Below are 23274 nucleotides of genomic sequence, written 5' to 3' on the forward strand. Positions count from 1 at the left end.
CAGTTCAGGAGTCCCTCTGATGACCGAATTCAAACGAATCCCTCCCCAGGAAGTCCACGCCTTGCGTGAACAGGGCGCCGTGGTGGTCGACATCCGCGATCCGCAGACTTTCGAAAGCGGTCACATCACTGACTCGTTGCATCTGGATAATCACTCGCTGGTCGATTTCATCGCCGGCGCCGATCTCGACAAACCACTGGTGGTCGTCTGCTACCACGGCAATTCCAGCCAGAGCGCCGCGGCCTACCTCACAGGCCAGGGTTTCTCGGACGTGTACAGCATGGACGGCGGTTTCGAACTCTGGCGTGCCACGTACCCCGGCGAAATCGCCCAAGGCTGAGCAAAATTTTTTTCGGGCGTTCGATCCCGCGTGGTACGCGGGCTTGCGCCCGAAGTGACGAACGGTCGAGGTCTCTTCTCGCTCATCCCTCCTTTATCTTTCAGAAACCGAACTATCCTTAGCCTCAGGCCATCCGTAATCAGGGGAGAGCCGGTACACCGGCGCGTGGGTCATCGGTAGTTACTTTTATGGTGTTCTGGGGGGTAAACGGCATCTGATTCATTCAGCTGCTGCCAGCATCGACTGACGATCCGCCGCCGGCTCTACGTATCGAGCGAGGTGACGTCATGAGTATTTTTAGCCACTTCCAACAACGCTTCGAAACCACACGTCAGGAAGAGCTCTCGTTACAGGAGTACCTGGAGCTCTGCAAACAGGATCGCAGTGCTTATGCCTCTGCCGCAGAACGTCTTCTGCTGGCCATTGGCGAGCCCGAGCTGGTGGACACCTCCACCAACTCCAGGTTGTCGCGCATCTTTTCCAACAAGGTGATTCGGCGCTATCCGGCGTTCGCGGACTTCCATGGGATGGAAGAATGCATCGACCAGATCGTTTCGTATTTCCGCCACGCGGCCCAAGGCCTGGAGGAAAAGAAACAGATCCTCTACCTGCTTGGCCCGGTAGGCGGCGGTAAGTCGTCGCTGGCTGAAAAACTCAAGCAACTGATCGAAAAGGTGCCCTTCTACGCAATCAAGGGATCGCCGGTTTTCGAGTCGCCGCTCGGCCTGTTCAATGCGAACGAAGACGGCGCCATCCTCGAAGAAGACTTCGGTATTCCCAAGCGTTACCTGAGTACCATCATGTCGCCCTGGGCGACCAAGCGGCTGGCTGAGTTCGGGGGCGACATCAGCCAGTTCAAAGTGGTGAAACTCTACCCTTCGGTGCTCAACCAGATCGCAGTCGCGAAAACCGAGCCGGGCGACGAGAACAACCAGGACATTTCCGCACTGGTGGGCAAGGTCGATATCCGCAAGCTTGAGGAATATCCGCAGAACGATGCGGACGCCTACAGCTACTCGGGCGCGCTGTGCCGGGCAAACCAGGGTCTGATGGAATTCGTCGAGATGTTCAAGGCGCCCATCAAGGTCCTCCACCCATTGCTGACCGCAACCCAGGAAGGCAATTACAACAGTACCGAAGGACTGGGCGCCATTCCGTTCACCGGGATCCTGCTGGCCCACTCCAACGAGTCGGAATGGCACAGCTTCCGCAACAACAAGAACAACGAGGCGTTCATCGACCGGATCTACATCGTCAAGGTGCCGTACTGCCTGCGTGTCAGTGACGAGATCAAGATCTACGACAAGTTGTTGTTCAACAGCTCGCTGGCCAAGGCGCACTGCGCGCCTGACACGTTGAAGATGCTTGCCCAGTTCACGACCTTGTCGCGCCTCAAGGAGCCGGAAAACTCCAACATCTATTCCAAGATGCGCGTCTACGACGGCGAGAACCTCAAGGATACCGACCCCAAGGCCAAGTCGATCCAGGAGTATCGCGACAGTGCGGGTGTCGATGAAGGCATGAACGGCCTGTCCACGCGGTTTGCGTTCAAGATCCTGTCCAAGGTCTTCAACTTCGATCCCCATGAAGTCGCGGCCAACCCGGTGCATCTGCTGTATGTTCTGGAACAGCAGATCGAGCAGGAGCAGTTCCCGGCCGAAACCCGTGAGCGTTATCTGCGCTTCATCAAGGAGTACCTGGCACCGCGCTATATCGAGTTCATCGGCAAGGAGATCCAGACCGCCTACCTGGAATCCTACAGCGAGTATGGGCAGAACATCTTCGATCGGTACGTGCTGTACGCGGACTTCTGGATTCAGGATCAGGAGTACCGTGATCCGGAAACCGGCGAGATTCTCAATCGGGTTGCGCTGAACGAAGAGCTGGAGAAGATCGAGAAACCGGCCGGAATCAGCAATCCGAAGGATTTCCGCAACGAGATCGTCAACTTTGTATTGCGCGCCCGCGCCAACAACAACGGCAAAAACCCGACCTGGCTCAGCTACGAGAAACTGCGGGTGGTGATCGAGAAGAAAATGTTCTCCAACACCGAAGACCTGTTGCCGGTCATCAGCTTCAACGCCAAAGCCAGCAAAGAGGATCAACAGAAACATAACGACTTCGTCACTCGAATGGTCGAACGGGGCTACACCGATAAGCAGGTACGTCTACTCTCCGAGTGGTATCTGCGTGTGCGCAAGTCGCAGTAATGCAGCGGTAAGCTACAAGCCTCAAGCCACAAGCTGGAACGGTCAGCTTCAGGGTCGACCGTCAGCAGCTTGCGGCTTGAAGCTGCTTTCTACTTGCAGCTGCCCGGAGGGCCTATGAGCTATGTGATCGACCGACGTCTCAATGGCAAGAACAAGAGCACGGTAAATCGGCAAAGGTTTCTGCGCCGGTACCGTGATCACATCAAGAAGGCAGTGGAAGAAGCCGTCAGTCGCCGCTCCATCACCGATATGGAGCATGGCGAACAGATCAGTATTCCTGGCCGGGATATCGACGAGCCAGTGTTGCACCATGGTCGCGGCGGCAAGCAGACGGTGGTCCATCCCGGCAACAAGGAATTTACCACTGGCGAGCATATCGCTCGTCCTCAAGGTGGCGGAGCAGGCAAAGGGCCTGGCAAGGCGAGCAATTCCGGCGAAGGCATGGATGAGTTCGTGTTCCAGATCACTCAGGAAGAGTTTCTCGAGTTCATGTTCGAGGATCTTGAGCTGCCCAATCTGGTCAAGCGCAACCTGACCGGCACAGATACCTTCAAGACGGTGCGCGCCGGGATCAGTAATGAAGGCAACCCGTCACGCATCAACATCATTCGTACGCTGCGCTCGGCTCATGCACGGCGGATTGCCCTGTCCGGCAGCAGTCGCGGCAAGCTCAAGCTGGCGTTGAGTGAACTCGAAAGGCTCAAGCGCGAAGAGCCGGATAACTTCGGCGACATCCAGGAACTGGAGGTCGAGATCGACCGTCTGCGCGCGCGAATTCGCCGGGTACCTTACCTGGACACCTTTGACCTCAAATACAACCTGCTGGTCAAACAGCCCAATCCCAGCTCCAAGGCGGTGATGTTCTGCCTGATGGACGTGTCCGGCTCCATGACGCAGGCCACCAAGGATGTTGCCAAGCGTTTCTTCATCCTGCTGTACCTGTTCCTGAAACGGAACTACGACAAGATCGAGGTGGTGTTCATCCGCCACCACACCAGCGCCCGCGAAGTGGATGAAGAAGAGTTCTTCTACTCCCGGGAGACCGGCGGCACCATCGTTTCCAGCGCATTGAAACTGATGCAGGAAATCATGGCCGAGCGCTACCCGGCCAATGAGTGGAACATCTATGCGGCCCAGGCTTCGGACGGCGACAACTGGAATGATGACTCGCCGATCTGTCGGGAAATTCTCACCAAACAGATCATGCCTTACGTGCAGTACTACACCTACGTAGAAATCACCCCGCGTGAACATCAGGCACTCTGGTTCGAATACGAGCGTATAGGCGAACAGTTCGCCGACACGTTCGCCCAGCAACAGCTGGTTTCTGCCGGTGATATCTATCCGGTATTCCGTGAACTCTTCCAGCGAAGGTTAGTGTCATGACCGCTCGAGAGCAGAAGCGCCAACCCATATCCACGGGGTCAGAGTGGACCTTTGAACTGATCCAGACTTACGATCGGGAAATCAGTCGCATCGCCGAGCGCTACGCCCTGGATACCTACCCCAACCAGATCGAGGTGATCACGGCCGAACAGATGATGGACGCCTACGCGTCAGTCGGCATGCCGCTGGGGTATCACCATTGGTCCTACGGCAAGCACTTTCTTAGCACTGAAAAGTCCTACACCCGAGGTCAGATGGGGCTGGCTTACGAAATCGTGATCAACTCGGACCCATGCATTGCCTATCTGATGGAAGAAAACACCATCTGCATGCAGGCCCTTGTCGTGGCGCACGCCTGCTACGGCCACAACAGCTTTTTCAAAGGCAACTACCTGTTCCGCACCTGGACCGACGCCAGCTCGATCATCGATTACCTGGTCTTCGCCAAGCAGTACATCATGCAATGCGAGGAACGCCACGGTATCGATGCCGTGGAAGACTTGCTCGATTCCTGCCACGCATTGATGAATTACGGCGTAGATCGCTACAAACGCCCCTATCCGATCTCGGCCGAAGAAGAACGCCGCCGGCAGAAGGACCGCGAAGAACACCTGCAACGGCAGATCAACGACCTGTGGCGCACCATTCCCAAGAGCGCGGACAAGCTCGACAAGGAAGACAACGCGCGTTTCCCCGCCGAGCCGCAGGAAAACATCCTGTACTTCATCGAGAAACATGCACCGCTGCTGGAGCCATGGCAGCGCGAGATCGTCAGGATCGTGCGCAAGATCGCGCAGTATTTCTACCCGCAACGCCAGACCCAGGTGATGAACGAAGGCTGGGCCACCTTCTGGCATTACACCTTGATGAACGACCTGTACGACGAGGGCCTGGTCACCGACGGTTTCATGCTGGAATTCCTGCAATCGCACACCAGCGTGATCTATCAGCCCGGTTTCGACAGCCCTTACTACAGCGGTATCAACCCATACACCCTGGGCTTTGCCATGTATCAGGATATCCGGCGCATCTGCGAGCACCCCACCGAGGAAGACCGGCGCTGGTTCCCCGACATTGCCGGGACCGACTGGCTGACCACCCTCAAATTCGCCATGTCCAGCTTCAAGGACGAGAGTTTCATCCTGCAGTACCTGTCGCCCAAGGTCATCCGCGACCTCAAGCTGTTCAGCATTCTGGATGACGATCAGAAAGACGATTTGCTGGTCCCCGCCATCCACGACGAGCCCGGTTACCGGACCATTCGCGAGACACTGGCGGCCCAGTACAACCTTGGCAATCGCGAACCCAATGTGCAGATCTACAGTATCGACCGCCGCGGCGATCGCTCGCTGACCCTGCGCCATCAACAGCACAACCGTAAACCCTTGGGCGACTCCACCGATGAAGTGCTCAAGCACCTGCATCGTTTATGGGGCTTCGATATCCACCTGGAAACCCTGCAAGGGGATCAGGTCGTGAAGACGCACCATGTGCCTCCGCGAGGCGAGCATGCTGGCAGTGAATACCCGCGGCTCGACCTAGCAGTGGTTCACCTCTAGCCGTCGCGGCTCGTTCAGAGGTCATGGTTCGGTTTTAACCTCCGCAAGGACGATACAAGGTTTATCCTGTCGTGCTTACGGAGGTTTTTTATGCAGATTTATAAAGTTGGCGGTGCCGTGCGTGATCGCCTGCTGGGGCAACCCGTTACCGACGTCGACTGGGTCGTGGTCGGCGCTTCCACCGACGAAATGCTGAAAAAGGGCTATCGCCCGGTTGGCACTGACTTCCCGGTATTCCTGCATCCACTGACCGGTGAGGAATATGCCCTGGCGCGGACCGAGCGTAAAAGCGGCGTGGGGTACGGCGGCTTCGTGTTTCACGCCAGCCCCGAGGTGACCCTTGAACAGGATCTGATCCGCCGCGATCTCACCATCAACGCCATGGCCGAGGATATCGCCGGCAACGTGGCCGATCCTTACGGCGGCCTGCAGGATCTGGACGCAAAAATCCTGCGTCACGTTTCTCCCTCGTTCGCCGAAGATCCTCTCAGAGTCTTGCGCGTTGCACGCTTCGCTGCGCGCTATGCTTCGCTGGGCTTCAGCATCGCACCTGAAACCCTGCAACTGATGCGACAGCTCAGCGAGTCCGGCGAACTCAAGGCGCTGACCCCGGAGCGTAGCTGGAAGGAGATCTCACGCGCCCTGATGGAATCGCAACCTCAGGTGTTCATTCGGGTTCTCCACGAATGTGGAGCGCTCGGCGAGTTGCTGCCGGAAGTCGAGGCGCTTTTCGGTGTGCCGCAACCGGAAACTCATCACCCGGAGGTCGACACCGGGCTGCATGTCCTCAGCGTGCTGGAGCAGTCCGCCATCCACCAACATCCGCTCAGTGTGCGCTGGGCGTGCCTGCTGCATGACCTGGGCAAAGGGCTGACGCCGGAGTCGGAATGGCCGCGGCACATCGCTCATGAACATACCGGCAAAGGTCCGATCAAGGCGGTGTGCGAACGCTTCCGTGTCCCCAAGGAATGTCAGGAACTGGCGCTGCTGGTGGGCCAGTACCACACCCACGGACACCGAGCGCTGGAACTCAAGCCTTCGACCGTACTGGAGCTATTGCAAAGCTTTGACGTCTACCGTCGCCCGCAGCGCTTCGAGGAATTCATTGCAGCCTGCGAAATGGACGCAAGAGGACGCTACGGCTTCGAACAGCGCGATTATCCACAGGCCGAATACCTGCGCGGCGCGGCGCAGACAGCCAGGTCGGTGTCGGTGCAGCCGTTGCTGGAAAAAGGTCTGAAGGGCCAGGCGCTGGGCGACGCACTGAAAAACGAAAGGCTGGATGCGCTGAAAATCTACAAGGCCGAATACAACCGCTGATCAACGGTGAAACTCAGGTTGTGGAAGGAGCTTGCTTGCGACAACGCGAATTCGAACAGCTGAATATCCAGAGGGAGCCTGTTGCGAGCAAGCTCCCTGCTACGCACTATGCCGGATAATCTCAGAGACCTGTGCGCCTAGGGTGAAGCGAGCAACTGCGCGGGGGTCAGCTGGACCCCGCGCCATTCGAAACTCACCGGCCATAGCTGCTGATCGATCTGCGCCTCTGCCCACAGCTCACTGAACGGCACGTTCACGCCGGGATGCAGGCGATCCGGGGCAATCAGCGACAGTGGCCACAATACGAAGGCATTTTTCAGGATTTCGGCGCGGGGCAGGATCAAGCCGTCGAAGTTACCCACCTGCTCGCCATACAGCAGCACATCGATATCCAGCGGCAATCCTTTGCGGTCAGGCGCGTAGCGGCCGTTGTCGGCCTCGATGAATTTCAGGCGGCGATCCAGTTCCATCAACGGCAGGTCGGTCAGCGCCGACACCACCAGGTTGAAGAACGGGCCGCTCTTGATGCCCACCGGATGGCTTTCGAACACTGGTGAACAACTCAGGTCACTCAGGAACGTATCCAGCGCATCCAGCCCTGCGTGCAGGTGCCTTTCGCGTTCGATATTGCTCCCAAGCCCCAGGAAAATCCGGGTCAGCGACATCCGCGCTCGATCTCCACACCCACGCCGGCAGCGGCGGCAACCGCACCGGGCTTGGTCACTTTCAGGCGCATCCAGGTGACCTGGAATTCGCTCATCAATGCCTCGGCCAACCGCTCGGCAAAGGTTTCGACCAGCTGGAACTGCGCTTGCTCGGCAAACGCCTGGACCCGTGTCGAGACGCTGGCGTAATCGAGTGCCTTGGTCAAATCGTCACCCGCTGCGGCAGGCCGGTTGTCCCATGCAAAGACCAGGTCCAGACGCAGGCACTGACGAATCCCGCGCTCCCAGTCATAAGCGCCGATCACCGTATCGACCTCGAGTCCGTCGATGAAAACTCTGTCCAAGCCCTGTTCTCCACTGCACGACAAGGGCGCGTTGCGCCGTTAGAATCAGGGCAATCTCGCCCGGAATGGTTAGCATGTTTTGGTCACTGGCGGCTTTCGCCTACCTGCTTGGCTCAGTTTCCTTCGCCATCCTGCTCAGCCGCCTGACCGGCAGCCCGGACCCGCGCGCAAGCGGCTCGGGCAACGCCGGCGCGACCAACATGCTGCGTCTGGCAGGCAAGCGACTGGCGGTGCTGACCTTGCTGGGCGACCTGTGCAAAGGCCTGCTGCCCGTGCTGCTTGCCGGCTTCTCCGGCCTCGACCCGCTGCAGCAAGCCTGGATCGGCGTCTGCGCGGTACTGGGCCACATGTTTCCGTTGTACTTTCGCTTCAAGGGCGGCAAGGGCGTCGCCACTGCCGCCGGCATGCTGATGGGCCTTTACCCGCCTGCGGCAGCCCTGGCAATCGCGGCCTGGGGGCTGACGTTCTACCTGACCCGAACCAGCTCACTGGCCGCCCTGATCGCCACGCCGCTGACGTTGCCGCTGCTGGCCTGGCAGGAACCGCGTGCCTTGCTGCCCATGACCGTCCTGACGCTACTGATCGTCTGGCGCCACCGTGGCAATCTACGCGACCTGCTCGCCGGGCGCGAACGGCATTTCTGAAGCGCGACATGAAAATCGCTCGGCGCCCGATACCAAACGCGCGCAAACCGCTCAGATCGCGGGCAGTTGCTCCATCGGCCAGCGCGCCTGAACGCTGATACTCAAATCGTCCTTCTGCCCTGCCTGCAGCCGCTGACAGCCTGCAAAAGCGATCATCGCGCCGTTGTCGGTGCAGAACTCGGGACGCGCGTAGTAAACATTGCCGCGCAAGTCGCCGAGCATGCTCTCCAGCGACGCTCGCAATGCCTTGTTGGCACTGACGCCACCGGCGATGACCAGGCTCTTGAGGCCGGTCTGCTTGAGCGCGCGCTTGCACTTGATGGTCAAAGTCTCCACCACTGCCTGCTGGAAGGCCAGCGCAATGTCGCAACGGGTTTGCTCGCCGTCGTCTCCAGCACTCTGGCACTGCTGCCAAGTGTTGAGGGCAGAGGTTTTCAGGCCGCTGAAACTGAATGTCAGCCCCGGACGATCGGTCATCGGACGCGGAAACACAAAACGTCCCGCTACGCCCTGGGTCGCCAAGCGGGATATTTCCGGACCACCCGGATATGGCAGGCCCATCATCTTGGCGGTCTTGTCGAACGCCTCGCCTGCGGCGTCATCCAGCGTTTCGCCGAGCAACTCGTAGTGACCGATACCGTCGACCCGGACCAGCTGGGTGTGGCCACCGGAAACCAGCAAGGCGACGAACGGAAACTGTGGCGGGTTTTCTTCCAGCATCGGGGCCAGCAGGTGGCCTTCCATATGATGGACGCCCAACGCCGGGATATCCCAGGCAAAGGCCAGCGCCTGGGCACAGGACGCCCCCACCAGCAAGGCGCCTACCAGGCCGGGGCCGGCGGTATAGGCAATGGCATCGATGTCGGTAGCAACGCAGTCGGCCTCGGCCAGCGTCTGGCGAATCAGCGGCAGCATGCGCTTGACGTGGTCTCGCGATGCCAGCTCGGGCACGACGCCACCGTAGACGCGATGCAGGTCGATCTGGCTGAACAACGCGTCCGCCAGCAAGCCGCGTTCACTGTCGTAGAGCGCGACGCCGGTTTCGTCGCAGGAAGTTTCTAATCCCAGTACTAGCATGGGTTTGCGCCTTGTAGGGGGCAGATTTGAAGGCGCGCATGATAGTCGTCGTCCAGAGCGCCGACCAGCGGTTTTCGATCAGAGGCTTTGCATTCCTCTCAATGAGGGGTTAACATCCGCAACCCTTAAAAACCGACGTACATTTGTGCAGTGTTTGCACAGAGCGTCGACCCCGGTAATGAATGAAGGTAGCTCTGGATGCCAGCCGTCAAAGTTAAAGAGAACGAACCCTTCGACGTAGCTCTGCGTCGTTTCAAGCGCTCCTGCGAAAAAGCCGGTGTTCTGGCTGAAGTTCGTAGCCGCGAATTTTACGAGAAGCCGACTTCCGAGCGTAAGCGTAAGGCAGCTGCTGCTGTCAAGCGTCACGCCAAGAAAGTCCAGCGCGAACAGCGCCGCGCCGTTCGTCTGTACTGATTCACAGACTTACGTAGCAAGCTTCTGCCTTGCCCGGCCCACAGCCGGGCTGTCGGCAGTTGCAGTTTCAGCATCACGCTTGATTGACTGAACCCGTCAAAGCCGCAGACGCGACCCTGACTGACTCTGTCAAAGCACGTCCGGCCTGTCTTCAGGCGCCATCGATCACGTCCGCTCGGGCGAGTATCTTGATCGATGTGCAAGACGAGTATGCCTTGATGACTTCGCAAGAAGCTCAGCCAAGGCAGCGTCTCTCGCGACACAGTCTGGTGAATGCCGAGCGTGAATTGGCATGACACCGTTTCGCTTGCCCCTCTCGAAGCCACCGCCAGATCGCCGGACGCGCCTTTATGTCCGTGCGCATGCTTGCCCGTTGTTGCCTCAGCTCAAAAGACGGCTGACAGGTTGGCGCGAGGCTCGTAGAGTCACCACGATACTTTCGCGATACGCCTGACGACGAGAACGCAATGGCCGGGCTTATTCCCCAGAGCTTTATTGACGACCTTCTGAACCGCACCGACATTGTCGATGTAGTCAGCTCGCGCGTGCAGCTGAAAAAAGCAGGCAAGAACTACACTGCCTGCTGCCCGTTCCACAAGGAAAAAACGCCGTCCTTCAGCGTCAGCCCCGACAAGCAGTTCTACTACTGCTTCGGTTGTGGCGCAGGCGGTAACGCCCTTGGCTTCATCATGGACCACGACAACCTTGACTTTCCCCAGGCCGTCGAGGACCTGGCCAAGGCCGCCGGCATGGAAGTGCCGCGCGAGCAAGGCGTCAAGGGCCAAAAGCCCAGACAACCGACCGACTCGCCGCTCTACCCGCTCCTGACGGCGGCAGCGGAATTCTACCGCCAGGCGTTGAAACACCATCCTGCGCGCAAGGCCGCCGTGGATTACCTCAAGGGTCGCGGACTGTCGGGAGAAATCGCCCGGGACTTCGGCCTGGGGTTTGCGCCGCCCGGCTGGGACAACCTGTACAAGCACCTGAGCAGCGATACGTTGCAGCAGAAGGTGATGATCGACGCCGGGCTGTTGATCGAGAACGCCGAGACCGGCAAGCGCTACGATCGCTTCCGTGATCGCGTGATGTTCCCTATCCGCGATTCACGCGGGCGGGTGATCGCCTTCGGTGGCCGCGTCCTGGGCGACGACAAGCCCAAGTACCTGAACTCCCCGGAAACGCCGGTGTTCCATAAGGGCCAGGAGCTGTACGGGCTGTTCGAGGCGCGCAAGCACAACCGCAACCTCGACGAGATCATCGTCGTCGAAGGCTACATGGACGTCATCGCGCTGGCTCAGCAAGGCCTGCGCAATGCTGTCGCGACGCTGGGTACCGCAACCAGTGAAGAACACTTAAAGCGCCTGTTCCGGGTCGTGCCCAACGTCCTGTTCTGCTTCGACGGCGACCAGGCGGGCCGCAATGCCGCATGGCGCGCACTGGAAGCCACGCTATCGAGCCTGCAGGACGGGCGCCGCGCGCGATTCCTGTTTTTGCCGGAAGGCGAGGACCCGGACACGCTGGTGCGCTCCGAAGGCACCGATGCGTTCAAGGCGCGCATCAACCAGCATGCGCAGCCGCTGGCCGATTATTTCTTCGAACAGCTGACCAAAGAGGCCGACCCGCGCTCCCTGGAAGGCAAGGCTCACCTGGCGACGCTGGCCGCGCCGCTGATCGACAAGGTGCCGGGTGCCAACCTGCGAATCCTGATGCGGCAACGGCTGACCGAGATTACCGGCCTCAACGGCGAGGCGGTCAACCAGCTGGTACAGAGCGCGCCCAGCGAGGCGCCGCCCAGCTACGATCCCTATGTCGATTACGATGCCATGCCGGACTTCGCCGATTACCAGCCGCAAGGCGGGTACGACGCCCAGCAGGAATGGACGCCAAAGAAAGCCGGTGGTCCGAATCAGAAAAAATGGGACAAGAAGCCCTGGGACAAAAAAGGCAAGCGCGCAGACTTCGAACCGCGCGCGCCACGCGTCCCGACAGCGGTGGAACCGCCCATGCAGGCGGCATTGAGAACGTTGCTGCACCACCCCGAATTGGCCGAAAAGGTCGAGAATGCCAGCCACTTCGCCGCAGAAGACCATGCCCAGGCGCAATTGCTGGTGGCCTTGATCGAAGCGCGGCAAAAGAATCCGAACCTTCGGTCGTTACAGTTGATAGCGCGGTGGCATGGCACTGAACAAGGCCGATTACTGCGCGCACTGGCAGAGAAGGAATGGTTGATCGAGGCCGACAACCTTGAACAACAGTTTTTCGACACTATAACTAGGTTATCGGCGAGCCAACGCGAGCGGAGCCTCGATCAATTGATCAGCAAGGAACGTCAAACGGGCTTGACGGCAGAAGAGAAAGCTCTGCTGCTCAAACTGCTCAATCGCGATGTTTCTGCACAAAACCCGACCTCAACTGGCGCGTGAGGTCCTAGCTCGGGTATAATCCTCGGCTTGTTTTTTGCCCGCCAAGACCTTCAGTGGATAGGGTGTTATGTCCGGAAAAGCGCAACAGCAGTCTCGTATCAAAGAGTTGATCACTCTGGGCCGTGAGCAGAAATATCTGACTTACGCAGAGGTCAACGACCACCTGCCTGAGGATATTTCAGATCCGGAGCAGGTGGAAGACATTATCCGCATGATTAATGACATGGGGATCCCGGTACACGAGAGTGCTCCGGATGCAGACGCCCTGATGCTGGCCGATGCCGATACCGATGAGGCAGCCGCAGAAGAAGCGGCCGCAGCATTGGCAGCGGTTGAAACCGACATCGGACGCACGACCGATCCCGTTCGCATGTACATGCGGGAAATGGGTACCGTCGAGCTCCTGACCCGTGAAGGCGAAATCGAAATCGCCAAGCGTATCGAAGAAGGCATCCGTGAAGTGATGAGCGCAATCGCGCACTTCCCTGGCACGGTTGACCATATTCTTTCCGAATACACGCGCGTCACCAGCGAAGGCGGTCGTCTGTCCGACGTCCTGAGCGGCTACATCGATCCTGATGACGGCATCGCGCCGCCTGCGGAAGTGCCTCCTCCCGTCGACCCGAAAGCAGTCAAGGCTGAAGCCGGCGATGACGACGAAGAAGAATCCGACTCGGACGACGAGGAAGAGACTGAAAGCGGTCCGGATCCGGTCATTGCCCAGCAGCGTTTCGGTGCTGTCTCCGACCAGATGGAGATCACTCGCAAGGCGCTCAAGAAGTTTGGTCGCGATGACAAGCACGCCATTGCCGAGTTGCTCGCGCTGGCCGAGCTGTTCATGCCGATCAAGCTGGTGCCCAAGCAGTTCGAAGGCCTGGTCGAGCGTGTCCGCAGTGCTCTGGATCGCCTCCGTGCTCAGGAACGCGCCATCATGCAGCTGTGCGTGCGTGATGCCCGCATGCCACGTGCCGATTTCCTTCGCCAGTTCCCTGGCCACGAAGTTGACCAGAGCTGGACCGAAGCACTCGCCAAGGGCAAGTCCAAGTACGCCGAAGCGATTGGCCGCCTGCAGCCTGATATCCAGCGTTGCCAGCAGAAGCTGACCGCGCTGGAAGAAGAAACCGGCTTGAAAATCGCCGAAATCAAGGACATCAACCGTCGTATGTCGATCGGTGAGGCCAAGGCCCGCCGCGCGAAGAAAGAGATGGTTGAAGCGAACTTGCGTCTGGTGATCTCCATCGCCAAGAAGTACACCAACCGTGGCTTGCAATTCCTCGATCTGATCCAGGAAGGCAACATCGGTCTGATGAAGGCGGTGGACAAGTTCGAATACCGTCGCGGCTACAAGTTCTCGACCTATGCCACCTGGTGGATTCGTCAGGCGATCACTCGCTCGATCGCCGACCAGGCACGCACCATCCGTATTCCGGTGCACATGATCGAGACGATCAACAAGCTGAACCGTATTTCCCGGCAGATGCTGCAGGAAATGGGTCGTGAGCCTACTCCCGAGGAGTTGGGCGAGCGCATGGAAATGCCTGAGGACAAGATCCGCAAGGTACTGAAGATCGCCAAAGAGCCGATCTCCATGGAAACCCCGATCGGTGACGACGAAGATTCGCATCTGGGTGACTTCATCGAAGACTCGACCATGCAGTCGCCTATCGATGTCGCCACGGTTGAAAGCCTCAAGGAAGCGACGCGCGAAGTGCTCTCGGGCCTTACCGCCCGTGAAGCCAAGGTTCTGCGCATGCGCTTCGGCATCGACATGAATACCGACCACACGCTGGAAGAGGTCGGCAAGCAATTCGACGTCACCCGCGAGCGTATTCGCCAGATCGAAGCCAAGGCGTTGCGCAAGCTGCGTCACCCGACAAGAAGCGAGCATCTGCGCTCGTTCCTTGACGAGTAACAGAGCACGCGATCCCCAAAACCCCCGGCCTTCCGGGGGTTTTGCGTTTCTGGGCGACGCAGACCAGACGCGGCTCCGGCCACGCACACAAAAATATTTCCTACGCCAAAGCCAAATCGGCAGTGAATTGCTGTACCCGGTCTATATTGAATGCGGGCCAAGTGACACTAATGTCAGATGCGGGGCCTTCGCGGCCGGTGAATGGCACGCACAGGGCACAAAAATCGAGCGCATTGCTGCCGACAATTTCAAATCCTGTCAATCGTCGCCAGGAAGGCAAAGCTTCGCAACTTGACCTAAAACTATGTGTCGTTCCTGAATGGAAACCTCTGCCTGAGCCTTGGCACACCATCGTGCATTCAGAAGAAGTGAAGATGTCTCCGACAACCACACAGTCATCGCGCAAGCGCCTCGTCGACGTGGCCCTGTCGGGCCTTGAGTCAACGTTGCCGCTCCGCGAGACGGGCAGCCTGATACAGCACGGACATGAGCCACTTTATGCGCGGATTAATGATCGACATCAGCGACAGCAAGCAGGCAGAAGAAGCATTGCGGCTCTCCGAAGGCAAATTTGCATCTGTCTTCGCCCGATGCCCGGACATCATGATGATTGCGCGCTTGTCAGACGGGTGCATCCTTGACGCCAACCGTGCCTTCACTGAACAGATCGGCCTGAGCGCCGAAGAAGCGGTAGGCAAGACGACCAGCCAGATCAACCTGTGGGGCGTTCCCGGCATTGGGCAGACCCTGATCGAGCGCTTGCAGAAAGGCAACATCCGCAACCTGGAAATGCCCATGAGGCGCAAGGACGGCCGCACATTCTCCGGCCTTCTCTCTGCCGAGCCACTTGACCTCAGCTCGACGCCTGCGATTTTGCTGGTCGTCAGAGACATCACGCCGCTCAAGCAGGCGCAGCAACAACTGCAACTTTCGGAAGAGAAATTCGCCAAGGCGTTTCACGCCTCGCCCGATGGCATGGCGATCACCCGCGAACATGACGGCATGGTCGTGGAGGTTAACGAAGGTTTCACCCGGCTGACCGGCTATACCGAACAGCAATGCCTGGATCACTCGGCATTCGAACTCAAGCTATGGGCCGATCAGACCGAACGTCAGGTGCTGCTTGACCAGCTGAAACGGGATGGCTCGGTACGCGACTTCCGTGTGCAGATCAGGGGGGCGAATGCCAACCTGCGGGTCTGTGAACTCTCCGCGCATCCGGTCGTGATTGCAGGCGAAGACTGCCTGCTCACCATCACCCGCGACATCACCGAACGCCAGCAGATGCAGGAGAAGCTGCATCTGGCGGCAACCGTCTTCGAGAGCACCGCCGAAGGCGTATTGATCACCGACACCTCCCAGCGCATCAACGCCGTGAACCGGGCATTTACCGAGATCACCGGCTATAGCGAACAGGAAGCCATCGGTCATACGCCACGCCTGCTCGCTTCCGGCCAGCACGACAGCGCGTTCTACGCAGCCATGTGGTATCAGCTGACGGCCGAAGGCCACTGGCAAGGTGAAATCTGCAACCGTCGAAAGAACGGTGACCTGTACCCCAGCTGGCTGACAATCAGCGCGGTACGCAGCAAGGACCAGTCCATCACCCACTTTGTTGCGGTGTTCGCCGACATATCCAGCCTCAAGCACGCCCAGGCACGCCTGGACTATCAGGCCCATCACGATCCCCTCACCGGGCTGCCCAACCGCACGCTGTTCGAGAGCCGCCTGCAAACCGCCCTGCTCCACAGCGAGGAATCCGGCAGCCTGGGCGCGGTGCTGTTTCTCGATCTGGACCGCTTCAAGCACATCAATGACAGCCTGGGCCATCCGGTCGGCGATCTGCTTCTCAAGGGGATCGCTCAGCGCCTCAAGGAAAACCTGCGCGACATCGACACGGTGGCGCGCCTGGGCGGCGACGAGTTCATCGTGCTGCTGCCTGGGCTGCTGCAACCCAGCGACGCAGAAACCATCGCCAACAAACTGTTGGCCAGCTTCACCGCGCCTTTCCAGGCGGGCGAGCACGAGTTCTTCATGAGCGCCAGCATCGGCAGCAGCCTGTTCCCCACAGACGGCACCGATGTTGCCACGCTGGTCAAGAACGCCGACGCCGCGATGTATCGCTCCAAGGCCAAGGGCCGTAACCGCATAGAAAGCTACACCCGCGACCTCACCTCTCAGGCCAGCGAGCGAATTGCGCTTGAACAGGAGCTCAGACGGGCGCTGGAGCGCGACGAGCTGAGTCTGTCGTACCAACCCAAGATCAGCCTGCTCAACCACCAGATGGTGGGCGCAGAAGCCTTGATCCGTTGGAGCCATCCGATCTTCGGCGAAGTGCCGCCGGAGCATTTCATCTCGCTGGCCGAAGAGAACGGCATGATCCTGCAAATCGGCGACTGGGTCCTGGAAAGCGCCTGCCGCCAGATGTGCGAGTGGCGCAAGAGCCACCAGCCATTCGGACCATTGTCGGTCAACCTCGCCGGCGCCCAGCTGCGCCAGCCCAATCTGGTCCGGCGCATCGAGCAACTGCTGGACGAAAACGGCCTGGAGCCGGGCTGTCTGCAACTGGAAATCACCGAAAACTTCATCATGAGCCAGACCGGCGAAGCCCTGGCCGTGCTGCACAAACTGAAGAAGCTGGGCGTGCAACTGGCCATCGACGACTTCGGCACCGGCTACTCGTCCCTCAGCTACCTCAAGCGCCTGCCGCTGGACATCCTCAAGATCGACCAATCCTTCGTTCGCGGCCTGCCGGAAGACACCCACGACGCTGCCATCGTCCGCGCCATCATCGCCCTGGGCCGCAGCATGCAACTGACCGTCATCGCAGAGGGTGTGGAAAACAGCGAACAACAGAAATTTCTCGCCGCGGAAGGCTGCGAACAGATACAGGGGTACATCGTCAGCCTGCCCCTGCACCCGGACCAGTTCTGCGCTAACTTTCTTCTGTCGAAGCTTTCGGATTTTTCGGATAGCACAGCCGTGAAACCGTCGTTATAATCCGCGGCCTACTGAGGGCCTATAGCTCAGTTGGTTAGAGCAGAGGACTCATAATCCTTTGGTCCACGGTTCGAGTCCGTGTGGGCCCACCATCTTGAAAGCCGCGTATTACGCGGCTTTTTGCTGTCTGTAAAAAAGCAGTTCTGTCACAGGGAGCCCACCATCGTGCCGTGTCCAAACGGTCTTTACGGCCTCTGGTTCTACGGCTCACCTGCCAGGAATGTATCGAACTCGTCATTGCCAGTGCCAGATACAGCACATTGTCCTGGTCGCACACCATCCGGCCGTCCTGCGTTGATCTTGCAGAATACAAGGCAACAGTGAAACGGGCACGACCCCACTCTGGACGTTGAGCCGAATGCAGGCTTTAATCGGCTCATCATATGAGCCGATTAAGTTCCGTATTTGGCTCAAAGGGGATTCACCATGTCTGAACATCTCTGGATCTGGCAGCACCAGGACTGGCCCGGCTTCGAGTGGGACAGCGAACACCTCACGCCATTGCTGCGTGAGTGCGTTAAGGCGCAGGGCCGCTTGCTGGGCATAAGCGGTGCGGCGGGTGGCAATGCGCAGCTGCAGGAAAGTCTGGATGCGTTGCTCCAGAACATCATCACCTCTTCCGCGATCGAGGGGGAGCAACTGAACGCTGGTTCGGTACGCTCGTCGCTGGCACGCCGGTTAGGCCTCGCTGACGAAGGCAAGCCCAATTCACGCAGTGAGGGCTTGGCTGAGCTAATGATGGATGCCACTCGCGAGCACAGTCAGCCGCTTACACTTGAGCGGTTGTTCACCTGGCACAGGTGGCTATTCCCAACCGATGACAGTCTGTTCACCCATCCGATTCGGGTCGGAGAACTGCGCGGCGAAGAGCCCATGCAAGTGATTTCCGGGCGGATCGACCGGCCTACCGTGCATTTCGAAGCACCGCCGCGCGTAGATCTCGACCCGCAGATGAACGATTTTCTGCTCTGGTTTGCCGCCAGCCGGAACGATTCGAATCTTGACCCGTTGATCCGGGCCGGCATTGCACACTTCTGGTTCGTGACGTTGCATCCGTTCGAAGACGGAAACGGTCGCATGACTCGCGCCCTGACCGATCTCGCGTTGGCCCAGAGCGATCAACAGGCGATCCGGTTCTATGCCATGTCCACGAGCATTCTGGACGACCGCGCCGGGTACTACCGGATTCTGGAAACCAGCCAGAAAGGCACGCTGGATATCACCGCCTGGCTTGAGTGGTTCCTGATGACCCTGCTGCATAGCGTGGAGCGGGCACTGTCGCGTATCGAACGCGTGCTCGCCAAGGCTCGTTTCTGGGAGATACATCGCGGGGACGGTCTGTTGACCGAACAGGTCAAAGTGCTCAACCGGATGCTCGATGGCGGTGAACGGGGCTTTGTAGACGGTATCAACGCGGCCCAGTATCAAGCCGTCGCGAAGGTTTCCAAGGCGACAGCCACCCGCCACCTCAGTGATTTACTCGCCAAGCATTGCCTGGAACGCTTGCCGGGTGGTGGGCGCAGCACGCGGTATCAAATCAATCTTCCCTCCCCGACTTAAGATCGCCGAGATACGTCCGACACCCTCCTGTACCCAATCAGGATTGACAACATATGGAACGGAATCCGTTAGACGCCGCCGCTATCCTCGCGCCCACTCTCGAAGCGCTGCGTTGGCTGTTACCGGCCCTCTTCCTCATATCCCTATTGAAGACACGCTGGGCAAAGGGTCATATCGGCGAGCTGCTGGTCCGCCTCTTCGCCCGCTGGAAGCTGGACAAGAACGTCTATCGCCGCTTGCACAACGTCACGCTGAACACCCTCGACGGCACGACCCAGATCGATCACGTTTTTCTCTCGCCCTATGGGGTGTTCGTGCTGGAGACCAAGAACATGACCGGCTGGATCTTCGGCAGCGAGAAGCAGCCCCAATGGACGCAGAAGATCTACAAGCGTACGTTCAGGTTCCAGAATCCGCTACGCCAGAACTACAAGCACCTCAAGGCGCTTGAAGCAACGCTGGGGATCGATCCGGCGCACCTGCACTCAGTGATTACGTTCGTCGGCGGCAGTACGTTCAAGACCGAGATGCCCGCAAACGTGACCAGGGGCATCGGCTTTGCGCGCTACATCCGCTCATTTCAACAGCCTGTGTTCAGCGAAGCGCAGGTCGAAGCATTTACCGAAGCCCTGCACACCGGGCGTCGCGCCCCGACCCGCGCAACCCACCGCGAACACGTGCAGAGCCTCAAACGGCGAAGCGATCCCATGGCAGAGCGCTTTTGCCCCAAATGCGGCGGTTCATTGCTGGTTCGCACCGTAAAATCTGGGGTAAACGCAGGAAATCAGTTCTGGGGATGCTCGACGTACCCTAAGTGTCGTTATAGCCAGGCATTTCCAGGCACTTTGTAGTGAGCGCGCTCACCGCCGAGCGGTCCCTTTCCGGGAATGATCCACACCTCCACAGCGGCCGTCTCCATTTGCCTGCATCCATTTTCCCTACAAAACGCATTGCGGTTGTCGCTCCCATTTTGTTGCGCCTTTGTGGCTTACTACCCCCCACCACCATCCAATCACGGACTTCTTCTCTTCCCTCGCGGTCTCTTAACGCATGACCAATTCGCGCTCTGCTTTCATTCCTTCCTGGCTACGCCCTGTTCTGCGTCCGATCCTGGACCCGTATCGCCGCTATCGGCATGCGCGGTTGATTCATGCGGCGCGGATTGCGGTGGGGTTGCTGGTGACGATTCTATTGACCACCGGCCTGAACCTGCCGCACGGCGAGTGGGCGTCGGTGACGATGTTGATCGTGATCGGCGGCTTGCAGCACCACGGCAATATCGGCAAGAAGTCGGTCGAGCGGGCGTACGGCACGCTGATCGGCGCGGGGTTAGGGTTGCTGGTAGTGGTACAGCAGGGTTATCTGGAGATACCGCTGCTGACCTATTCGATGATGGCCGTGATGTGCGGCTTCTTTGCCTATCACGCAATCGGCAAGGGTGGTTACACGGCGCTGTTGTCGGCGATCACCCTGTTCATCGTCGCCGGTCACGGCTACAACCCGATCAGCGACGGGCTGTGGCGAACGGTGGACATCCTGATCGGGATCGCCCTGGCGTTGGCGTTCTCGTTCGCGCTGCCGTTGTATGCGGTGTTTTCCTGGCGCTATAACCTGGCCAGCGGCCTGCGCGACTGCGCCAAGGTTTACGGGCGCATCAACCAAGGGCAGCCGGTGACTGCGGATGAACACCTGAAGCTGACCGCCAGACTCAACAGCACGATGCTGCAACTGCGTTCACTGCTACCGTCGGTGTCCAAGGAAGTTCGGATTTCCATGGTCGAGCTGGATGCGATCCAGGGACACTTCCGGATGTGCCTGAGCACCCTGGAAATCCTCGCCAACATTCGCCCGACCAACCTTGGCGAAACGGCAGGCACCTCGTTGAAAGCATCGCTGGATGCCGATTACCGGCAGATTCGGCGGCAACTGATCGGCATGGCCCGCGCGTTGCAAACCGGCGCCATCGAGCGCCTGGCGCGACCTGCGGAAAGCACACCTGAACCGCACGCCCCGGTGCCTGCCGAACTGCTTGGTTATCACTTGATGAACGTGCAACTGGCGCAGAATCTGGACGGCCTGCAAGCTCGCCTGGCCAAGACCGCCAAGCGCTGGAAATTCTAAGGAAATCGCCGTGTCCGAACTTCGCCCGCCGGCACTCGATGACATCGACCGCCAACTTATCGCAGCGCTGCAGATCAATGCTCGGGAAAGCGTGGCGACCCTGGCGCGCCAGCTAGGCATCGCCCGCACCACCGTGACGTCGCGTCTGGCGCGGCTTGAAGCGAGCAAGATCATCACCGGCTACGGCGTGCGTCTTGGTCAACGAGTGGTCGACGGTGGGTTGCAGGCTTACGTCGGCATCACCGTGCAACCACGCTCCGGCAAGGAAGTGCTGCGCAGGCTTGGCGCTCTGTCGCAGGTTCAGCAACTGTGCGCGGTGAGCGGCGAGTTCGACTACGTGGCCTGGCTGCGCACCGACTCGCCGGAGCAGCTGGATGAACTGCTGGACCTGATCGGCAGCGTGGAGGGTGTGGAGAAAACCACGACCTCGATCATTCTCAGCAGCAAGATAGATCGTGGGCAGCCGGTGTAATGCAATCGATAAGCGACAAAATGCGTTTCTTGATCGTCACTTTGCAGCACATCCGATCACAATGACGGCACTTTGCGTCTTATTAACCAACCTGCGCTTCACTAGACTGTTGTTTTTCGCAGTCGCCAGCAAGGTCGGTCATGAAAACCAATCGCCATCCCGCAAACGGCAAGAAGCCGGTCACGATCTTCGGCCCTGATTTCCCTTTTCCCTTCGACGACTGGATCGAACATCCGGCCGGACTTGGCAGCATCCCGAAAGAAAATCTTGGCAGTGAAGTGGCGATTATCGGCGCCGGTATCGCCGGGCTGGTGGCCGCCTACGAGCTGATGAAGCTGGGCCTCAAACCCGTAGTGTATGAAGCCTCGAAAATGGGTGGCCGCTTGCGCTCCCAGGAATTCGAAGGCGCCAAGGGCATCATCGCGGAGCTGGGCGGAATGCGCTTTCCGGTGTCTTCCACCGCGTTCTTTCATTACGTCGACAAGCTGGGCCTGGAGTCCAGGCCCTTCCCCAATCCGCTGACGGCGGCGTCCGGCAGCACCGTGATCGATCTGGAAGGCTCGACCCACTACGCGCAAATGCTCTCGGACCTGCCGGAACTGTTTCAAGAAGTCGCCGATGCCTGGGCCGACGCGCTGGAGGCCGGCGCGCAGTTTTCCGATATTCAGCAAGCCATCCGCGACCGCGACGTCCCTCGCCTCAAAGCGCTATGGAACACGCTGGTGCCGCTGTGGGATGACCGCACATTTTACGACTTCGTCGCCACTTCCAAGGCGTTCGCCAAACTGTCGTTTACCCACCGTGAAGTATTCGGCCAGGTCGGGTTTGGTACGGGCGGCTGGGATTCTGATTTCCCCAACTCGATGCTGGAAATCTTTCGCGTGGTGATGACCAACTGCGACGAGCACCAACACTTGATCGTCGGTGGCGTACAGCAGGTGCCGGTGGGTTTGTGGAGTCATGTGCCGGAACGCTGTGTTCACTGGCCCGAGGGCACCAGCCTGTCGACGCTGCACCGTGGCGCGCCGCGGCCCGGCGTGAAACGTATCGCGCGCGCGGCGGACGGCACGCTGGCGGTGACCGACAATTGGGGCGACACCCGGCATTACGGCGCCGTGCTCACCACCTGTCAAAGCTGGCTGCTGACCACGCAGATCGAATGCGAAGAGTCGCTGTTTTCGCAGAAGATGTGGATGGCCCTGGACCGCACCCGCTACATGCAGTCATCCAAGACCTTCGTGATGGTCGACCGGCCGTTCTGGAAGGACAAAGACCCGGAAACCGGCCGCGACCTGATGAGCATGACCCTGACTGATCGCCTGACCCGCAGCACCTACCTGTTCGACAATGGCGACGACAAGCCGGGCGTGATCTGCCTGTCCTATTCGTGGATGAGCGACGCGCTCAAGATGCTGCCGCAGCCCATCGACAAACGGGTCAGGCTGGCGTTGGATGCGCTCAAAAAGATCTACCCTAAAGTCGACATCGCGGCGCGAATCATTGGTGATCCGATCACGGTGTCGTGGGAAGCCGACCCGCATTTCCTCGGCGCGTTCAAAGGCGCATTGCCCGGCCATTACCGTTATAACCAGCGGATGTACGCGCACTTCATGCAGCAGGACATGCCTGCCGAACAGCGCGGCATGTTCATCGCCGGCGATGATGTGTCCTGGACGCCGGCGTGGGTCGAAGGCGCGGTACAGACGTCGTTGAACGCAGTCTGGGGCATCATGACCCACTTCGGCGGCAAGACCCACGCCGAGAACCCCGGTCCCGGCGATGTATTCAACGATATCGGCCCCATTGCACTGGCCGACTGAAAAAAGG

General features: G+C 59.3%; 18 protein-coding genes and 1 tRNA gene. 16 read left to right on the forward strand and 3 right to left on the reverse strand.

From position 1 onward, the window contains the following. The first annotated feature begins 19 nt into the window (after positions 1-19). From glpE to EGJ27_RS20015, 5 genes are all read left to right on the forward strand, one after another. Entirely contained in the window at positions 20-340 is a 321-nt protein-coding gene (gene glpE / locus EGJ27_RS19995; RefSeq protein ID WP_125832478.1) for a thiosulfate sulfurtransferase GlpE, read from the forward strand. 287 nt (positions 341-627) lie between these two features. Next, positions 628-2550, forward strand: coding sequence for a PrkA family serine protein kinase (locus EGJ27_RS20000; protein ID WP_125832479.1), 1923 nt, complete (start codon positions 628-630; stop codon positions 2548-2550). A 114-nt stretch (positions 2551-2664) separates the two neighbouring features. Then, positions 2665-3936 (forward strand): YeaH/YhbH family protein, encoded by a 1272-nt coding sequence (locus EGJ27_RS20005; RefSeq protein ID WP_125832480.1) that lies wholly within the window; start codon positions 2665-2667, stop codon positions 3934-3936. Beyond that, on the forward strand, positions 3933-5495 hold the full coding sequence (locus tag EGJ27_RS20010; RefSeq protein ID WP_125832481.1) for a SpoVR family protein: 1563 nt from the start codon (positions 3933-3935) through the stop codon (positions 5493-5495). The genes EGJ27_RS20005 and EGJ27_RS20010 overlap by 4 nt, the downstream gene beginning before the upstream one ends. A gap of 90 nt (positions 5496-5585) precedes the next feature. After that, on the forward strand, positions 5586-6815 hold the full coding sequence (locus EGJ27_RS20015) for a multifunctional CCA addition/repair protein (RefSeq protein ID WP_125832482.1): 1230 nt from the start codon (positions 5586-5588) through the stop codon (positions 6813-6815). Positions 6816-6952: 137 nt separating this feature from the next. On the opposite strand, the gene folK is transcribed toward EGJ27_RS20015, so the two are convergent. After that, on the reverse strand, positions 6953-7480 hold the full coding sequence (folK, locus tag EGJ27_RS20020) for a 2-amino-4-hydroxy-6-hydroxymethyldihydropteridine diphosphokinase (RefSeq protein WP_125832483.1): 528 nt from the start codon (positions 7478-7480) through the stop codon (positions 6953-6955). Beyond that, a complete protein-coding gene (folB, locus tag EGJ27_RS20025) occupies positions 7471-7824 on the reverse strand; it encodes a dihydroneopterin aldolase (RefSeq protein WP_125832484.1) in 354 nt (117 codons plus the stop codon). Before folB ends, folK begins: the two co-directional genes overlap by 10 nt. Before the next feature lie 74 nt (positions 7825-7898). Between folB and plsY the strand changes: the two genes are divergently transcribed. Further along, entirely contained in the window at positions 7899-8468 is a 570-nt protein-coding gene (plsY, locus tag EGJ27_RS20030) for a glycerol-3-phosphate 1-O-acyltransferase PlsY (protein WP_177523066.1), read from the forward strand. 51 nt (positions 8469-8519) lie between these two features. Here plsY and tsaD read toward each other — a convergent pair whose 3' ends face one another. After that, positions 8520-9545, reverse strand: coding sequence for a tRNA (adenosine(37)-N6)-threonylcarbamoyltransferase complex transferase subunit TsaD (gene tsaD, locus EGJ27_RS20035; protein ID WP_125832486.1), 1026 nt, complete (start codon positions 9543-9545; stop codon positions 8520-8522). A 198-nt stretch (positions 9546-9743) separates the two neighbouring features. Here tsaD and rpsU point away from each other — a divergent pair, with 198 nt between their 5' ends. From rpsU to EGJ27_RS20085, 10 genes are all read left to right on the forward strand, one after another. Next, entirely contained in the window at positions 9744-9959 is a 216-nt protein-coding gene (gene rpsU, locus EGJ27_RS20040) for a 30S ribosomal protein S21 (protein WP_002551877.1), read from the forward strand. A 467-nt stretch (positions 9960-10426) separates the two neighbouring features. Then, positions 10427-12382, forward strand: a complete 1956-nt coding sequence (gene dnaG, locus EGJ27_RS20045) for a DNA primase (RefSeq protein ID WP_125832487.1) — start codon at positions 10427-10429, stop codon at positions 12380-12382. A gap of 67 nt (positions 12383-12449) precedes the next feature. Beyond that, positions 12450-14294 carry an RNA polymerase sigma factor RpoD gene (rpoD, locus tag EGJ27_RS20050; RefSeq protein ID WP_125832488.1) on the forward strand — a complete coding sequence of 615 codons (1845 nt, stop codon included), beginning with the start codon at positions 12450-12452 and terminating at the stop codon, positions 14292-14294. Positions 14295-14804: 510 nt separating this feature from the next. Then, positions 14805-17294 carry a bifunctional diguanylate cyclase/phosphodiesterase gene (locus EGJ27_RS20055; RefSeq protein WP_177523071.1) on the forward strand — a complete coding sequence of 830 codons (2490 nt, stop codon included), beginning with the start codon at positions 14805-14807 and terminating at the stop codon, positions 17292-17294. A gap of 15 nt (positions 17295-17309) precedes the next feature. Further along, positions 17310-17386 (forward strand) — tRNA-Ile (locus EGJ27_RS20060). A gap of 334 nt (positions 17387-17720) precedes the next feature. Continuing rightward, entirely contained in the window at positions 17721-18854 is a 1134-nt protein-coding gene (locus tag EGJ27_RS20065) for a Fic family protein (protein ID WP_125832490.1), read from the forward strand. A gap of 53 nt (positions 18855-18907) precedes the next feature. Further along, entirely contained in the window at positions 18908-19705 is a 798-nt protein-coding gene (locus EGJ27_RS20070) for a nuclease-related domain-containing protein (RefSeq protein ID WP_125832491.1), read from the forward strand. Between the two features lie 199 nt (positions 19706-19904). Then, on the forward strand, positions 19905-20975 hold the full coding sequence (locus EGJ27_RS20075) for an FUSC family protein (protein WP_125832492.1): 1071 nt from the start codon (positions 19905-19907) through the stop codon (positions 20973-20975). Positions 20976-20985: 10 nt separating this feature from the next. Beyond that, positions 20986-21447, forward strand: a complete 462-nt coding sequence (locus EGJ27_RS20080) for an Lrp/AsnC family transcriptional regulator (RefSeq protein WP_125832493.1) — start codon at positions 20986-20988, stop codon at positions 21445-21447. A 140-nt stretch (positions 21448-21587) separates the two neighbouring features. Next, complete coding sequence (locus EGJ27_RS20085) at positions 21588-23267, forward strand: NAD(P)/FAD-dependent oxidoreductase (protein WP_125832494.1); 1680 nt, start codon at positions 21588-21590, stop codon at positions 23265-23267. The last annotated feature ends 7 nt before the right edge of the window (positions 23268-23274 follow it).

It is taken from the genome of Pseudomonas sp. v388 (assembly GCF_003935425.1).
Lineage (GTDB): Bacteria > Pseudomonadota > Gammaproteobacteria > Pseudomonadales > Pseudomonadaceae > Aquipseudomonas.

Bases quoted from the DNA above. Each gene is read 5' to 3' on its own strand.
- glpE (WP_125832478.1), top strand. From the start codon at position 20: ATGACCGAATTCAAACGAATCCCTCCCCAGGAAGTCCACGCCTTGCGT.
- EGJ27_RS20000 (WP_125832479.1), top strand. From the start codon at position 628: ATGAGTATTTTTAGCCACTTCCAACAACGCTTCGAAACCACACGTCAG.
- EGJ27_RS20005 (WP_125832480.1), top strand. From the start codon at position 2,665: ATGAGCTATGTGATCGACCGACGTCTCAATGGCAAGAACAAGAGCACG.
- EGJ27_RS20010 (WP_125832481.1), top strand. From the start codon at position 3,933: ATGACCGCTCGAGAGCAGAAGCGCCAACCCATATCCACGGGGTCAGAG.
- EGJ27_RS20015 (WP_125832482.1), top strand. From the start codon at position 5,586: ATGCAGATTTATAAAGTTGGCGGTGCCGTGCGTGATCGCCTGCTGGGG.
- folK (WP_125832483.1), bottom strand. From the start codon at position 7,480: ATGTCGCTGACCCGGATTTTCCTGGGGCTTGGGAGCAATATCGAACGC.
- plsY (WP_177523066.1), top strand. From the start codon at position 7,899: ATGTTTTGGTCACTGGCGGCTTTCGCCTACCTGCTTGGCTCAGTTTCC.
- tsaD (WP_125832486.1), bottom strand. From the start codon at position 9,545: ATGCTAGTACTGGGATTAGAAACTTCCTGCGACGAAACCGGCGTCGCG.
- rpsU (WP_002551877.1), top strand. From the start codon at position 9,744: ATGCCAGCCGTCAAAGTTAAAGAGAACGAACCCTTCGACGTAGCTCTG.
- dnaG (WP_125832487.1), top strand. From the start codon at position 10,427: ATGGCCGGGCTTATTCCCCAGAGCTTTATTGACGACCTTCTGAACCGC.
- rpoD (WP_125832488.1), top strand. From the start codon at position 12,450: ATGTCCGGAAAAGCGCAACAGCAGTCTCGTATCAAAGAGTTGATCACT.
- EGJ27_RS20055 (WP_177523071.1), top strand. From the start codon at position 14,805: ATGATCGACATCAGCGACAGCAAGCAGGCAGAAGAAGCATTGCGGCTC.
- EGJ27_RS20065 (WP_125832490.1), top strand. From the start codon at position 17,721: ATGTCTGAACATCTCTGGATCTGGCAGCACCAGGACTGGCCCGGCTTC.
- EGJ27_RS20070 (WP_125832491.1), top strand. From the start codon at position 18,908: ATGGAACGGAATCCGTTAGACGCCGCCGCTATCCTCGCGCCCACTCTC.
- EGJ27_RS20075 (WP_125832492.1), top strand. From the start codon at position 19,905: ATGACCAATTCGCGCTCTGCTTTCATTCCTTCCTGGCTACGCCCTGTT.
- EGJ27_RS20085 (WP_125832494.1), top strand. From the start codon at position 21,588: ATGAAAACCAATCGCCATCCCGCAAACGGCAAGAAGCCGGTCACGATC.